Below are 15,747 nucleotides of genomic sequence, written 5' to 3' on the forward strand. Positions count from 1 at the left end.
ACTGGACGACACTCATGGCCACCAACGATTTAATGATTTTTACTGGCAACGCGAACCCAAAACTCGCTAAAGACGTTGCAGACTATTTGCGCTTACCTTTGGGTCAAGCCGACGTCGGCCGTTTCTCTGACGGTGAAATCGCGGTAGAAATCAATGAAAATGTTCGCGGCAAAGACGTGTTCATCTTGCAATCCACATGCGCACCGACCAACGACTCATTGATGGAAGTGCTGACCATGGTGGATGCACTCAAACGTGCATCAGCTGGCCGCATCACCGCAGCCATTCCTTACTTTGGTTACGCCCGCCAAGATCGCCGCACCCGTTCTGCCCGTGTGGCCATCACTGCTAAATTGGTTGCCAACATGCTGGTTGCAGCAGGTGTTGACCGTGTGATGACAATGGATCTGCACGCAGATCAAATCCAAGGCTTCTTTGACGTGCCTGTCGACAACATCTACGCCTCACCATTGCTGCTGGATGACCTGTTCGCCAAAAAATTCGACGACATGGTGGTGGTTTCCCCCGACGTGGGTGGTGTCGCACGTGCACGCGCATTTGCTAAAAAATTGGAATGCGATTTGGCCATCATCGACAAACGCCGCCCCAAAGCGAATGTGTCTGAAGTCATGAATATCATTGGCGACATCGAAGGCCGCACATGCGTCTTGATGGATGACATGGTGGACACCGCAGGAACATTGTGCAAAGCAGCCGACGTCCTCAAAGCACGTGGCGCAAAGCAAGTGCTCGCTTACTGCACACACCCTGTATTGAGTGGCCCAGCCATCGAACGCTTGACCGACTCCGTGCTGGATGAATTGGTCGTGACCGATACCATTCCATTGTCCGCCGCAGCCATTGCCAGCGGCAAAATCCGCCAGCTCAGCTGTGCTAAATTATTGGGCGAAACGATCATTCGCATCGCCAAAGAAGAATCTGTCAGCTCATTGTTCTCAGAATAAGAGTGACACACACCTTTATGTGTAAAGTTGGTGGAACACCACCAATGCTGCACATGAAATGCTCACTTGGTCGCGAGTGAACATCCATTAACCTTTGGAGTTTTTTATGAAAATTATTGCCACTAGCCGTTCTTTGCATGGCACGGGTGCGAGCCGCCGTATGCGTAACAGCGGCGTGACGCCTGCAGTCGTCTACGGTGCAGCAGATGCTGCAACATCAATCGAAATCGATCACAACAGCCTGTTTCACGCTTTGCGTAAAGAAGGCGTGCGTTACTCAGTTTTGGATTTGGAAATCGACGGTACTGTTGAACAAGTATTGGTACGCGATGTTCAAGTTCACCCATTCAAACCAATGATTTTGCACGTTGACTTTCAACGCGTGAAAGCAGATGAGGCGATCACATTCAAAGTGCCTTTGAAATTCGTTGGCGGCGAAACATCACCTGCAGTTAAAATCGGTGGCCAACGCATCAAAGCCGCTGTATTCAATGTAAAAATCACTTGCCTGCCAAAAGACTTACCAAACGCAGTCGAAGTTGACGTGTCTAAACTCGAACCAAGCCAAGCCTTCAAGGCCAGTCAATTGGCATTGCCAGCAGGCGTAACTTTGGTTTTGGGCAAACAAAAAGACATCACTTTGGCAGCTGCGGGTAAATAATTCCCAGCCACTCAAGTGTACAATGAAGCCCGCAGACATTTTGTTTGCGGGCTTTTTTATATTCAACACTTAAAAAATCACAGGCAATGAATCACCCCATATGGGTGAACAAACTGAATTCACTATGAGCACTCAAACCAAACTGATCGTCGGCCTCGGCAACCCTGGCTCAGAATATGACAACACCCGGCACAACGCAGGCTGGTGGCTATTGGACCGACTGTCCCAACAATTTAACGTGACGCTGTCCCCCGAGTCAAAATTTCACGGCCTCACCGCGCGAGCACGCATTCACGGGGGTGACGTGTGGCTGCTGCAACCAATGCAATACATGAATCGCTCTGGCGCAGCGATCGCAGCCTTGGCCCATTTTTATAAAATCCCCCCCGAAAACATCATCGTGCTGCACGACGAACTCGACTTACCGATTGGCTCTGCAAAAATGAAACTTGGCGGCTCCAGCGGCGGCCACAATGGGTTAAAAGACACCCAAGCCAAACTCGGTACCGATAAATTTTGGCGCCTGCGGATTGGCATCGATCACCCACGCAACAGCGCCATTCCCCTCCAGCCCGTGGCCGACTACGTGCTCAAACCACCCAAACAAGCCGAGCGTTCTGAAATCAATCAATCCATAGACAAAGCGCAGGATGCGATCAACGAGTGGCTGACTGGCAACACTCAAAAAGCGATACAAAACCTGCATTCAAAATAGGGACAGACTTTTCAAGAAACCCACAAAAAATGGCCTTTTTTTAAAAACCAGTCAAAAACAAGGTCATAATTGTGATTTTTGTTTGAAAAAGACCATCTAAAACATATTTTGCACTAAAAACAAAAACAAGCCCTTTTAAATTTAGCTATAATGTCACCACTTCGAGAAACAAACAATCGAAAAAAGAGGCTGCCCGAAGGCAGCCCGAATCACACAAAGTAAACTTTCAAAATGGCAAAAAGAGAAATCTTTTTGCCATTTTTTGTTATGAAACCACAGCACACACGATGCCATTTCATAACATGGAAGAGAAAAATGAATTCTTATTATCAATGACAAGATTTACGCCAACATTACAAATTCATTTTTCCTCGCTATAAATCACAGTGGCAAATCACTGTCGCCCATCAAATGAGCATCCACATGGTGTGCCGCTTGGCGCCCTTCACGAATTGCCCAAACGACCAACGATTGACCACGACGAACGTCACCAGCCACAAACACTTTATCGACATTGGTGGCATATGCGCCAGCACCGTCAACGCTTGCTTGGGCATTGTGACGCGCATCCTTGTTCACGCCAAATGCATCCAAAATGGCTTGTGCGGGATGAACAAAGCCCATCGCCAACAACACCAAGTCAGCCTTCACTTCAAACTCGCTGCCTTCAACCTCAAGCATTTTGCCGTCTTTGAATTCAACCCGCGCACACACAAGTTTTTCAACTTTACCATTTTTACCAATAAAGGCCTTGGTGGTCACAGACCAATCGCGCTCACACCCTTCATCGTGCGATGACGAGGTGCGCATTTTCATGGGCCAGTAGGGCCACACACTGGTGGTTGATTTGTCCTCAAGCTCACGTGGACGTGGCATCACTTCAAACTGAGTCACACTTTTTGCACCATGGCGATTGGATGTGCCCACACAATCAGAACCTGTGTCGCCACCACCAATCACAACCACATGCTTGCCTTTGGCATTGATTGGATTTTCACCATCGCCCGCGACCATTTGGTTTTGCGGAATCAACCATTCCAAAGCATAATGAACGCCGCTCAAGTCACGCCCAGGCGCTGGCAAATCACGTGGCGTTTCCGAGCCAATCGCCAAGACCACGGCATCATATTGCTTGGTCAACTCTTCAGCGCTGATGAACAAGCTTGCACCGTTCGCAGCGCCCGCGGGGAAGGCATCGCAACCCACCGCAACACCCGTTTTAAAAGTGACACCCTCTTCTTGCATTTGCCCCATGCGACGGTCAATCAACCATTTTTCAAGTTTGAAATCAGGGATGCCATAACGCAACAAACCGCCAATGCGCGAATTTTTCTCATACACGGTCACATCATGACCCACACGCGCCAACTGCTGAGCACACGCCAAGCCCGCTGGCCCAGAGCCCACAATTGCCACGCGCTTGCCTGTTTTCACTTTGGCTTTTTGTGGTTTGATCCAATTGTTGGCCCATGCTTTGTCAATGATGGCATGCTCAATTGACTTGATGCCGACCGCGTCGTTGTTGATGTTCAATGTGCACGCCGCTTCACATGGCGCTGGGCAGATGCGCCCTGTGAACTCAGGGAAGTTATTGGTCAAAGACAGGGTGTCAATCGCACCTTGCCAGTCTTGCTGATAGACCAGATCGTTAAAATCAGGGATGATGTTATTGATTGGGCAGCCGTTGTGACAAAACGGTGTGCCACAGTCCATACAACGTGAACCTTGCTTGCTTGCATCGGCATCAGACAATGCGTGAACAAATTCTTTGTAATGCTTGATGCGATTATCTGGTGCTTCATACTGCGGATAAAGGCGCACTTGTTCCAAAAATCCAGTTATTTTACCCATTTTAGTTCCTTCAAAAAAAGTCAAAATGTACTTTTTTCGCTTCAATTGATGTGTGATGCGGGGCATGCTCCACCCCACCATCCGTGTTATAAATCAACAATGCCCCGTGATTTCTTATGCCGCTTCGCTTTCTTGAGTCTGTTTTTCAAGCACCTTGCGGTAATCAATCGGCATCACTTTGACAAATTTACCCAAAGCCGTTGCCCAATTATCCAAGATCTCACGTGCACGTTCAGAACCCGTGTATTTGAAATGGTTTTCAATTAAAGTTCGCAAGTTGACTTCATCAGACGCAGGATCCGATTCTGAAGTCAAGCGGTGCCACACCGCGTCTTTTTGCTTCTGCTCAGATTCATCCAGCACTGAGCTTAAAGCCACCATTGAGGTGTTGCATTTCACTGCAAATTCTTGACGGGGGTCGTAAATATAAGCCACACCACCGCTCATGCCCGCAGCAAAATTACGACCCGTTTCACCCAAGACCACCACGGTACCGCCCGTCATGTATTCGCAGCCATGATCGCCTGTGCCTTCCACGACTGCGGCTGCACCTGAATTACGCACGGCAAAACGTTCGCCAGCAACACCTGACAAATAGGCTTGACCTGCAATCGCCCCGTACAACACGGTGTTACCAACAATGATGTTTTCATGCGATGCGCCACGGAAGCTGTTGTTTGGGCGCACGATGATGCGACCACCTGACAAACCTTTGCCCACGTAATCATTGCCTTCACCCACGAGGTCAAATGTCACGCCATGCGCAAGGAAAGCTGCAAAACTTTGACCCGCCGTACCATTCATCTGAATGTGAATCGTGTCATCGGGCAAACCAGCGTGGCCATAGCGACGGGCAACGCGACCTGACAACATGGCCCCCACCGAACGGTTCAAATTGCGCACAGACTGAATGAACGACACGGGCTTGCCTTCGGTCAATGCAGATTCACTTTGAGCAATCAATTGCTGATCAAGCGCATTGTCCAAACCATGGTCTTGCGTCAGCGACTGGAAGCTTGTGTCACCGATGGCATTGGGCACTTGATGGAAGATGCGAGAGAAATCCAAGCCTTTGGCTTTCCAATGGGTCACACCTTGGCGCATGTCGAGCAAATCACTGCGGCCGACCAATTCTTCCAGCGTGCGCGCACCAAGCTGCGCCATCAACTCACGCACTTCCTCTGCAATGAAGAAGAAATAGTTGACCACATGCTCAGGCTGACCCGTGAATTTCGCACGCAAAACAGGGTCTTGCGTCGCCACACCAACAGGGCACGTGTTCAAATGGCATTTACGCATCATGATGCAACCTTGAACGACCAATGGTGCGGTGGCAAAACCAAATTCCTCTGCACCCAACAGCGCACCAATCACCACATCACGGCCTGTTTTGATTTGACCGTCGACCTGCACCACCACGCGTGAGCGCAAGCGGTTCAAGACCAAAGTTTGTTGCGTTTCCGCCAAACCCAATTCCCATGGTGCGCCTGCGTATTTAACCGACGACAAAGGTGATGCGCCTGTGCCGCCGTCATGGCCTGCAATCACGATGTGATCGGCTTTGGCTTTGGCAACGCCCGCCGCAACGGTACCCACGCCGTTTTCAGCCACCAATTTGACCGAAATCGAAGACGATGGGTTGACGTTTTTCAAGTCATGAATCAACTGCGCCAAATCTTCAATCGAGTAAATGTCATGGTGTGGTGGCGGTGAAATCAAACCCACGCCAGGAGTGGAATGGCGTAAGGCACCAATGTACTCCGACACTTTACCGCCAGGCAATTGACCACCTTCACCGGGTTTCGCGCCTTGTGCCATTTTGATCTGAATTTGATCGGCTGAAGACAAGTATTCCGCGGTCACACCAAAGCGACCCGAGGCCACCTGCTTGATGCGCGAGCGCAAAGAATCGCCTTTTTTCATCGGAATGTTGGCCAAAATACGATCCGCACCAATGATGTCTGCAATCGTTGTGCCGTCGATGATGCCGGATTCGCCCGTTTGCATTTCAGCACGGTAACGTTTAGGATCTTCACCACCCTCGCCCGTGTTTGATTTGCCACCAATGCGATTCATCGCCACCGCCAAAGTCGAGTGCGCTTCAGATGAAATCGAACCCAAGCTCATCGCGCCTGTGGCGAAACGCTTGACAATTTCTGTCGCGGGCTCAACTTCGTCAATCGAAATCGCGCGGGCGGGATTGACTTTAAATTCAAACAACCCACGGAAAGTCATGTGGCGTTTGGATTGGTCATTGATGATTTGCGCGTATTCTTTATAACTTTGGTAGTTGTTATTGCGGGTCGAGTGTTGCAATTTTGCAATCGCATCAGGCGTCCACATGTGCTCTTCGCCACGCGCGCGCCATGCGTACTCGCCACCTGTCATGAGTTTATTTTGCAACGCATGTTTCTCGCCAAAAGCATGCTGATGCAAGACCACTGCTTCTTGCGCCACTTCAAATAAACCCATGCCTTCAATCGTGCTGGCCGTGCCTTTGAAATACTTGTCCACCAAATCACGTTTTAAGCCCACCGCTTCAAAAATTTGCGAACCGGTGTACGACATGTAGGTCGAAATGCCCATTTTTGACATGACTTTTTGCATGCCTTTGCCCACACCTTTGATGAAGTAGGCGATGGCTTCCGATGGTTTTTTGCCCGTGATCAGACCATGTTGAACCATGTCTGTCAGCGTGGCAAAGGCCAAGTACGGGTGAACCGCCTCTGCACCATAGCCTCCAAGTAAGGCAAAATGATGGACTTCGCGTGCGCTGCCTGTTTCAACCACGAGACCTGTTGAGGTGCGCAAACCCGACTCCACCAAATGCTGGTGAATCGCTGAAGTTGCCAACAAGGCAGGAATTGGCAAATGATCCGCATCCACCCCACGGTCCGACAAGACCAGCACATTGTGACCCGCTTTCACGGCATCAACGGCTTGTGCGCACAGCGAAGCCAATTGCGCCTCGATGCCATCGGCACCCCATTTCGAAGGGTATTTCATGTCCAACGTGTAGCTTTTGAATTTGCCATTGGTGTATTTTTCGATGTGGCGGATTTTCGCCATTTCATCGTAATTCAATACAGGTTGTGACACCTCCAAACGCATCGGCGGGTTGGTGTTGTTGATGTCGAGCAAATTCGGCTTGGGGCCGATGAACGAGACCAAAGACATGACCATTTGCTCACGAATCGGATCGATCGGCGGGTTGGTCACTTGCGCAAACAGCTGTCGGAAGTATTGATAAAATGATTTGTGTTTTTTTGACAACACGGCCATGGGCGTGTCATTGCCCATCGAGCCTGTGGCTTCTTCGCCATTTTGACCCATTGATTGCAAAATCAACTTCACGTCTTCTTGCGTGTAACCGAAAGCTTGCTGACGATCAAGCAACTCTGATTTGGGCACAGGACGCTCTTCAACAGGCGTCAAAACGTGTTCAAGCTTCAGTGACAGCTTGGCATTCCACTCTTTGTACGGACGCGCGGTTGACAGGTTTTTCTTGATTTCTTCATCGGCAATGATGCGGCCTTGCTCTGTGTCAATGAGCAACATTTTACCGGGCTGCAAACGCCATTTTTGTTTGATTTTCGCATCAGGAATCGGCAACACGCCTGACTCTGAAGCCAAGATCACCAAATCATCATCGGTCACGACATAACGCGCAGGACGCAAACCATTGCGATCAAGGGTCGCGCCAATTTGGCGACCGTCGGTGAAGCACAATGCGGCAGGGCCATCCCATGGCTCCATCAATGCAGCGTGGTATTCATAAAACGCGCGGCGTGATTGATCCATTTGCTCGTGCTGTTCCCATGCTTCGGGCACCATCATCATCATGGCGTGGGCGAGCGGATAGCCCGACATCACCAACAACTCCAAACAGTTATCGAATGAGGCCGTATCGGATTGACCAGGATAAATTAAAGGCCATAATTTTTCTAAATCGTCACCCAACACTGCCGATGAAATGGCTTTTTGACGCGCTTTGATCCAATTCACATTGCCTTTAACCGTGTTGATCTCGCCATTGTGCGCAATGAAGCGATACGGGTGAGCCAATTCCCATGCAGGAAACGTGTTGGTCGAGAAACGTTGATGCACCAATGCAATGGCAGAAATCGTGCGATGATCGGACAAATCCTTGAAATAACGACCGACTTGATCGCACAGCAACAACCCTTTATACACCACGGTGCGCGCGCTCATCGAAGGCACGAAATACTCTTTACCGTGTTGCAACTGGAGCGATTGGATGCGATGTGATGCGGTTTTACGGATCACGTACAATTTGCGCTCGAGGGCATCGGTGACCATGACGTCAGGGCCGCGACCGATGAAAATCTGACGAATCACGGGCTCAGTGGCTTTTACCGTTGGCGACATGGCCATTTCTGCATCCACAGGCACATCACGCCAGCCCAGAACCACCTGACCTTCAGCTTTAACGGTACGCTCAAGCTCTTGCTCACATGCCAAACGAGAGGCTTCTTCTTTTGGCAGGAAAATCATGCCCACACCATACTCACCCGCTGGAGGCAACATCACACCTTGGCGTGCCATTTCCTCGCGGTACAGCGCGTCTGGAATTTGCAACAAAATGCCTGCACCGTCGCCCATCAGTGCATCTGCGCCCACCGCACCACGGTGATCCAAGTTATGCAAAATCAACAGACCTTGTTGAACAATCGCATGGCTGCGTTGCCCTTTGATGTGGGTGACAAAACCCACACCACATGCATCATGTTCTTGCGTTGCATCATACAAACCGAGCGCCGTTGCCCGTTCACGCTCACGCTTGACAGTCAACACATCGAGTTCCGCTGCGCTTGGCGCAACCGTTTGGGTAAGCTCATTCATGGCATTTCTCCAGCCGAAGCAGTTATTTTCATTCATTGGGCAGGCGCTATGCCACCCAATAAGTACGTTTGAGTCAGACTATAACGCGGTTTTTGACGCAATACAACATTATTTAATTGGGGTCGTTATTTATTTATCGACATGCTCGTTTTGTTGAATCATTAAAATAGGGACTGAATCAATTGTTTTTAAGAAACAACCCATTAAAACAAGCATAAAATCCTCAACACCATTTTCCTAAATCACACCAAACACACCAAACACCCCAACCACAACCAATCTCCAACAAATCAGCTTAATCTCACCCCCAAGCAAACATACAGCCAGCACATCCCATCACAATGAACAGCACGCCCAAAAATACCTTTTCCCGTATAATGTCGACATGCTTTTAACATCAACGCAACCAACCACACTCAGGAGCACGCCATGAGCAACCCAACACAAGAATTCATCCAACAAACCATCCAGGATCACGCCATCGTTTTATTCATGAAAGGCACAGGCCAATTCCCCCAGTGCGGCTTTTCGGGTAAAGCCATCCAATTACTGAAAAGCTGCGGCGCAAGCAAAGTGGCAACCGTCAATGTTTTGGATGACGCAGAAATTCGCCAAGGCATCAAAGACTTTTCACAATGGCCAACCATCCCTCAGCTGTACATTCAAGGGGAGTTCATCGGCGGCTCGGACATCATGAATGAAATGTTTGAATCAGGCGAACTTCAAACATTGGTTGCCGAGGCCATCAAGACGCAAGAAGCTTAAGTTCATAAATACCAAGCAATGATGTAAGGGTGTGGTTTATGATTCGCTTGCCTCGTTTGAATGCGAAAGCAAGCCCATCTCGAAGCAGCTCACAAAAAAACATCCTTCAAGCAATCGTGTGGTGAAACCGTTCATGCGATTCCACAACCCATGACAACCACCCCAAAAGGAATTTATGAGCCGCTCCGCCTTAGTTAAATTCATGTCTCTTGCTGCCATTTGGGGCTGCTCATTTTTATTCATGCGCATCATTGCCCCAGTGGTGGGTGGCTTCTGGACAGCAGAAATGCGTTTGGCGATTGGCGCCCTCACCTTACTGACGTTGATGCAAGTGCGTCACTTGCCCCTTAACACGCACCATTGGCGACACTATATGGTGACGGGATTTCTAAATTGTGCGCTGCCTTTCACTTTATTCGGCTTGGCTGGTCGGGTTTTGCCCGCAGGTTATTCCGCAGTTTTGAATTCAACCGTGCCCTTGTGGGTGTCTGTGTTTGGCATTTGGCTGTTGAAAGACCCCATCACACCACAAGGCTTTATTGCATTATTGCTGGGCATCACAGGTGTTGCATTGGTTGCCCAACCTTCGGGGGACATCGTTTGGAGCCACGCTTTTGTCAGTGGCGTTTTAGCCTGCACTGTGGCATCGATGGTGTATGCGCTGTCCGCAATTTACACCAAAACCCGCGCCGTCGGCGTATCACCGCAAGCCATGGCCACCATGTCGCAACTGTTTGGAGCGGCCATGCTATTACCCGTCGCATGCTTTGCGAGTCCAGAAATTGGCGACATCACCATGCCCGTGGTCATCAGTACATTGCTGCTTGGCATCATGTGTTCAGGCATTGCATTTTGGCTTTTTTATCAGCTCATTAATGAGATCGGCCCATTGATGGTCAGTGGTGTGACATTTTTTGTGCCATTATTTGGCATGCTTTGGGGCTGGTTGATTTTGAACGAACACTTGGGCTGGAATGTGTTTGGCGGTTGCGCCCTGATCATCGCGGGGGCATTTTTGCTGTATCTTAACAATTTAAAAGCCCAAAAGGTCAAACATGAACAACTGCTGTAGCCCACAAAAACGCCTTATTGTCGCCATCACGGGCGCCACAGGTGCGGTGCTTGGCGTACGGCTATTGGATGTATTGAAAGATTTAGGTCACATCGAAACACATTTAATCGTCTCCGATGCTGGGTGGCTGACCATAGAGCATGAAATGGGTTTATCAAAAGACGATGTGCGCAGCCGTGCCAACATCGTCCACTCATCAAAAAACATTGGCGCCTCCATCGCCAGCGGCTCCTACCCATGCGATGGCATGATCGTCGCGCCATGCTCCATGAAAACACTGGCAGAAATTGCGCATGGCCTGTCGGGCAACCTCATTAGCCGTGCCGCCGATGTCACCCTAAAAGAACGCCGTCGGCTGACCCTGCTTGTCCGTGAAACCCCCTTGTCATTGATTCACTTACGCAACATGACCGCCATCACGGAAGCTGGCGGTATCATTTTCCCCCCAGTTCCCGCGTTTTATCACCAACCCGCCACACTGGACGACGTCATCAACCACACTGTTGCGCGCGTGCTCGACACCCATGGCATTGACGCCAAACTGGCCCCCCGTTGGAGCAGCATTAATGCCACCCCCGAATGGCCCACCACAGATTAAACGCCCCCATGATTGACCTCTCTTTACTTGCCTTGGGCACAGCCCCCATTGACCCCAAACGCACACTCACCCTATCCGAAGCGATCAATGAGCTGCCCAACCTCACACCACACAACATCAGCGATGCAACACTTTCTGCTTACTTAAATGCTTTGTATGCGCAAGGCCGAGAGCGACACACGCCCAACATCAGTCCCATCAACACCATTTTTTTACAACGGCTGCTGGTACAACGCCACCCCAAGCGCATCCTTGAAGTCGGCTGCGCCAACGGCTACTCGACCTTGCGGTTTTGGCAAACCACCCGCCCATGGCAAGCACAGATCACCACGCTGGAGGTGTCCGCCCCCAACATCACCGAAGCACAGCATCATTTTTCGGCCACAGGCGCACATAACGACATCACCCTGCATGAAGGCAATGCACTTGAACTCATGCCCCAATTGCCCCTCCACTCTTTTGACTTTATTTTTATAGATGCACGCAAAATCTACACCTTGGATTTTTTCATTCGCGCGCGCCAACTGGCCACTCCCAATGCATTGATTGTGATCGACGATGTCATTAAATTCAAAGACAAGATGCTCAATTTTTATGACTATTTAAAAGCCGAATCCATCGATCACACGATTGAGCGCATCGACGATGACGAGGATGGTGTGATGTTGATTTACACCTAAACCAAACAACACACAAAACACAGCAATAAAAATACCAGACAATAAAAAAAGCGGCACATCATGAGATGTACCGCTTTTTTGTGCAACTTTTTAAATCTACTCTGAAGCCGAGCCCGCTTGATCAACGCGCTCACGCATGTCCTTACCCGCCTTAAAATGAGGTACCTTTTTTGTGGGTACAATCACTTGCTCACCGGTTTTTGGATTGCGCCCCACACGTGATGAACGGGCGCTCACAGAAAAACTGCCGAACCCACGAATCTCGACGCGCTGCTCCATCGCGAGCGTATGTGAGATGGCGTCCAAAATCGCATGGGTCGCCATTTCGGCATCGCGCGCGAGCAACTGCGGAAAGCGTGCGGCTAAGTTGGCGATCAATTCAGATTTGGTCATATCGTGTTTCCAAAACAAAGGTTCAGCTTATTGAGACGCCTGAAACAGATCCTGCTTCAGGCGCCGCAAAGAACAGCCATTAAAACAATTTCAAGCAATACAGCGGATTATTGCTGTTCCAATTTGGCTTTCAACAACGCGCCCAAATTGGTTGTACCTGAAGATGCAGCACCTGATTGCTCAGAGATTTTATCCATTGCCGCTTTGGTTTCAACTTGATCCTTGGCTTTGATTGACAATTGGATTGAACGGCTCTTACGATCAACACTAACGATCACGGCCTCAACAGCATCGCCTTCTTTGAAATGTGTGCCCGCATCTTCAACACGGTCATTAGAGATTTCAGAAGCGCGCAAGTAAGCTTCAACTTCTTCACCCAAAGTCACAACCACGCCTTTGGCTTCAACAGATTTAACTGTGCCATTGACCAAATTGCCTTTGTCATGAATCGCGACGAAGTTCATGAACGGATCGCCTTCGAGTTGTTTGATGCCCAAAGAGATGCGTTCTTTGTCCACATCAATCGACAAGATGATCGCTTCAACTTCTTGACCTTTTTTGTAGTTGCGAATCGCAGCTTCAGGGGCTTCGTTCCAAGATAAATCAGACATGTGAACCAAGCCGTCGATTGAACCATCTAAGCCGACAAATACGCCGAAGTCAGTGATTGAACGGATGGTGCCTTTAACGTGATCGCCTTTTTTGAAGCGTGTTTCAAAGTCATCCCATGGGTTGGCTTTGCATTGTTTCATGCCCAAAGAAATGCGACGTTTAGATTCGTCAATTTCGATGACCATGACTTCAACTTCGTCGCCCAAAGTAACGATTTTCTTCGGATCAACGTTTTTGTTTGTCCAGTCCATTTCAGACACGTGAACCAAGCCTTCGATGCCCTGTTCGATTTCAACGAACGCGCCGTAGTCAGTGATGTTGGTGACTTTACCGAACAAACGCGTGTTGGCTGGGTAGCGGTGCGCCAAACCAGACCATGGATCGTCGCCCAATTGTTTGATGCCCAAAGACACGCGGTGTTTTTCTTGATCGAATTTCAAGATTTTCGCTTCGACTTCTTGACCGACCGTCAACACCTCTGAAGGGTGACGGACACGACGCCATGCCAAATCGGTGATGTGCAACAAGCCATCGATGCCACCCAAGTCCACGAACGCGCCGTAGTCAGTGATGTTTTTAACGATGCCTTTAACCACTTGGCCTTCTTTCAATGTTTCAGCCAATTTAGCACGTTCTTCGCCCATGGTCACTTCGAGCACTGCACGGCGGCTCAACACGACGTTGTTGCGTTTACGATCGAGTTTAATGACTTTAAACTCCATTGTTTTGCCTTCATAAGGCGTCAAATCTTTGATGGGGCGCAAGTCGATCAACGAGCCTGGCAAGAACGCACGAATGCTGTTCGCCATAACAGTCAAACCACCTTTGACTTTACCTGTGATCAAACCAGAAACCAATTCGCCAGATTCCAAAGCTTTTTCCAAGCCCAACCATGCTGACAAACGTTTTGCGCGATCGCGCGACAAAACTGTGTCACCAAAGCCGTTTTCGAGCGCATCGATCGCAACCGACACAAAGCCACCCACTTCTGCTTCTAATTCACCTTGATCGTTCATGAATTCTGCAACAGGAATAAATGCTTCTGATTTCAAACCTGCGTTCACGACGACAAAATTATGGTCAATGCGCATGATCTCTGCGGTGATGACCTCGCCTGTACGCATCTCTTGACGCGCCAACGACTCTTCAAACATTGCTGCAAAACTGTCCATAGCTGGAATGGTGTTAGACATTATATAAATTCACTTAAAAAACACATGAAAGATGGGGCGGGCGCAGGATGCGCGTCGCAAAAAACCCACAAATCACGGAGTTGATAAAAGAAAATGCTGCTTTTTAACCGACACTCGTCCATTAAACAGCGGGCACATTCACTTGCTCTGCGCACAACTTGAGCACCACATCGACCGTTTGCTCCAAGGTCAAATCTGATGAATCCAGTACATACGCGCCTTGCGCAGGTTTTAATGGCGCATGCTCACGCGCCATATCGCGCGCATCACGGTCATTCAAATCCTTCACAAGGTTGTCCATATTAGCAGAAAAACCTTTTGCTATCAATTGTTTATAGCGTCTTTCCGCCCTCACCTCAGCACTCGCAGTCAAAAACACCTTGAGTGGGGCATCTGGAAAGACAACACTGCCCATGTCTCGTCCATCGGCCACCAATCCTGTGCCTTGTGCAAAAGCACGTTGCCGATCAAGCAATGCCGCGCGCAACCAGGCACACACGGCAATTTTAGAGGCCATATTGCCGACCTCTTCATCACGAATGTCTTGGGCCACGTTTTCCTCGCCTAAAAAAATGTCTTCACCCACAAACGACACGTCGAGATTCGAAGCCCAAATGACCAAATGCGCCTCGTCCGCTGTACTCAGCTCGCGATTCACCTTCCAACCCGAACGCAACGCGATCAATGCAATCAAGCGATATAAGGCGCCGCTGTCTAAATACGCAAAGCCCAAATGAGCTGCAAGCACCTGTGCAACAGCACCTTTTCCTGAAGCCGTTGGCCCATCCAAGGTGATGACAAAAGGTGTCGAATGTGATGGGGGGCGATGTGTTTGAAGCATATGGAATTTCCTAGACATGAATGGCTCGCATTATATAACGGCATCAAGGACTTATGTGATTTTCAAGCAAAAAAAAGACTGCATATCCATGAGTTGCAGTCTCCGCTTCACCACCATTTGCTTCTCTTTCTTATGGCATCAGTAGGCCATTTTTTATCATTGACGCTTCACTCGGCAATGATTGTGCCCTGCGCGGTGTCTCGGCTGAATTGGCCAAAAAAATTATAAGAGCCCACTTGAAGCGGATCAATCTGAATGACCTGACGCGAACCGCCAGCCACTGTTTTTTCAAAACACATGGACTCACTGGCGGGATCTTCAGAGGTCTTATCGGTATTGATGAAAACGATCTTAAACGCGACCCCCGCAGGCACCTTGCTGACACTTGGATAAAAGCGATGGTCCTTGATGGTGATGTTGATTGACAAATCCTCTGCATGAACCTCTGAAGCAAACAAAAACATGCCCGACCACAAAGTGATCGCGACCATTTTCATTTTATTCATGTGGAAATTTTTAGAGTCTGTCATATCAACAC

At 49.3% G+C, this 15,747-nt stretch carries 13 protein-coding genes; 7 read left to right on the forward strand and 6 right to left on the reverse strand.

Annotated elements, in window-relative coordinates; genetic code table 11:
- The first annotated feature begins 14 nt into the window (after positions 1-14).
- The 3 genes from DTO96_RS01145 (at position 15) to pth (ending at position 2,341) form a co-directional block, all read left to right on the forward strand.
- Positions 15-965: a ribose-phosphate pyrophosphokinase gene (locus tag DTO96_RS01145; protein WP_114561813.1), complete on the forward strand. Its 951-nt coding sequence runs from the start codon at positions 15-17 to the stop codon at positions 963-965.
- A gap of 106 nt (positions 966-1,071) precedes the next feature.
- Positions 1,072-1,626: a 50S ribosomal protein L25/general stress protein Ctc gene (locus DTO96_RS01150; RefSeq protein ID WP_114561814.1), complete on the forward strand. Its 555-nt coding sequence runs from the start codon at positions 1,072-1,074 to the stop codon at positions 1,624-1,626.
- A gap of 124 nt (positions 1,627-1,750) precedes the next feature.
- The gene (gene pth, locus DTO96_RS01155; protein ID WP_114563866.1) at positions 1,751-2,341 is read left to right on the forward strand and encodes an aminoacyl-tRNA hydrolase; all 591 of its coding nucleotides are present in this window, start codon (positions 1,751-1,753) and stop codon (positions 2,339-2,341) included.
- 381 nt (positions 2,342-2,722) lie between these two features.
- Here pth and DTO96_RS01160 read toward each other — a convergent pair whose 3' ends face one another.
- Together DTO96_RS01160 and DTO96_RS01165 are read right to left on the reverse strand one after the other, a co-directional pair.
- On the reverse strand, positions 2,723-4,192 hold the full coding sequence (locus tag DTO96_RS01160; RefSeq protein WP_114563867.1) for a glutamate synthase subunit beta: 1,470 nt from the start codon (positions 4,190-4,192) through the stop codon (positions 2,723-2,725).
- Between the two features lie 114 nt (positions 4,193-4,306).
- Positions 4,307-9,055: a glutamate synthase-related protein gene (locus tag DTO96_RS01165; protein WP_114561815.1), complete on the reverse strand. Its 4,749-nt coding sequence runs from the start codon at positions 9,053-9,055 to the stop codon at positions 4,307-4,309.
- Between the two features lie 429 nt (positions 9,056-9,484).
- On the opposite strand from DTO96_RS01165, the gene grxD reads away from it, so the two are divergent.
- The 4 genes from grxD (at position 9,485) to DTO96_RS01185 (ending at position 12,170) form a co-directional block, all read left to right on the forward strand.
- Complete coding sequence (gene grxD / locus DTO96_RS01170; RefSeq protein ID WP_114561816.1) at positions 9,485-9,820, forward strand: Grx4 family monothiol glutaredoxin; 336 nt, start codon at positions 9,485-9,487, stop codon at positions 9,818-9,820.
- A gap of 175 nt (positions 9,821-9,995) precedes the next feature.
- Positions 9,996-10,892 carry a DMT family transporter gene (locus tag DTO96_RS01175; protein WP_114561817.1) on the forward strand — a complete coding sequence of 299 codons (897 nt, stop codon included), beginning with the start codon at positions 9,996-9,998 and terminating at the stop codon, positions 10,890-10,892.
- Positions 10,876-11,490, forward strand: coding sequence for a UbiX family flavin prenyltransferase (locus tag DTO96_RS01180; RefSeq protein WP_114561818.1), 615 nt, complete (start codon positions 10,876-10,878; stop codon positions 11,488-11,490). The genes DTO96_RS01175 and DTO96_RS01180 overlap by 17 nt, the downstream gene beginning before the upstream one ends.
- A gap of 8 nt (positions 11,491-11,498) precedes the next feature.
- Positions 11,499-12,170, forward strand: a complete 672-nt coding sequence (locus DTO96_RS01185) for an O-methyltransferase (protein WP_157964292.1) — start codon at positions 11,499-11,501, stop codon at positions 12,168-12,170.
- Between the two features lie 96 nt (positions 12,171-12,266).
- Here DTO96_RS01185 and DTO96_RS01190 read toward each other — a convergent pair whose 3' ends face one another.
- The 4 genes from DTO96_RS01190 to DTO96_RS01205 all read right to left on the reverse strand — a co-directional run bounded on the left by DTO96_RS01190 (position 12,267) and on the right by DTO96_RS01205 (position 15,715).
- Positions 12,267-12,563, reverse strand: coding sequence for an integration host factor subunit beta (locus DTO96_RS01190; RefSeq protein WP_114561820.1), 297 nt, complete (start codon positions 12,561-12,563; stop codon positions 12,267-12,269).
- 107 nt (positions 12,564-12,670) lie between these two features.
- Complete coding sequence (gene rpsA / locus DTO96_RS01195; protein ID WP_114561821.1) at positions 12,671-14,347, reverse strand: 30S ribosomal protein S1; 1,677 nt, start codon at positions 14,345-14,347, stop codon at positions 12,671-12,673.
- Between the two features lie 142 nt (positions 14,348-14,489).
- Positions 14,490-15,209, reverse strand: a complete 720-nt coding sequence (gene cmk / locus DTO96_RS01200; RefSeq protein WP_114561822.1) for a (d)CMP kinase — start codon at positions 15,207-15,209, stop codon at positions 14,490-14,492.
- 167 nt (positions 15,210-15,376) lie between these two features.
- A complete protein-coding gene (locus DTO96_RS01205; protein WP_157964293.1) occupies positions 15,377-15,715 on the reverse strand; it encodes a cupredoxin domain-containing protein in 339 nt (112 codons plus the stop codon).
- Positions 15,716-15,747 lie beyond the last annotated feature (32 nt).

The organism is Ephemeroptericola cinctiostellae (assembly GCF_003339525.1).
In the GTDB taxonomy this organism is placed as follows: domain Bacteria; phylum Pseudomonadota; class Gammaproteobacteria; order Burkholderiales; family Burkholderiaceae; genus Hydromonas; species Hydromonas cinctiostellae.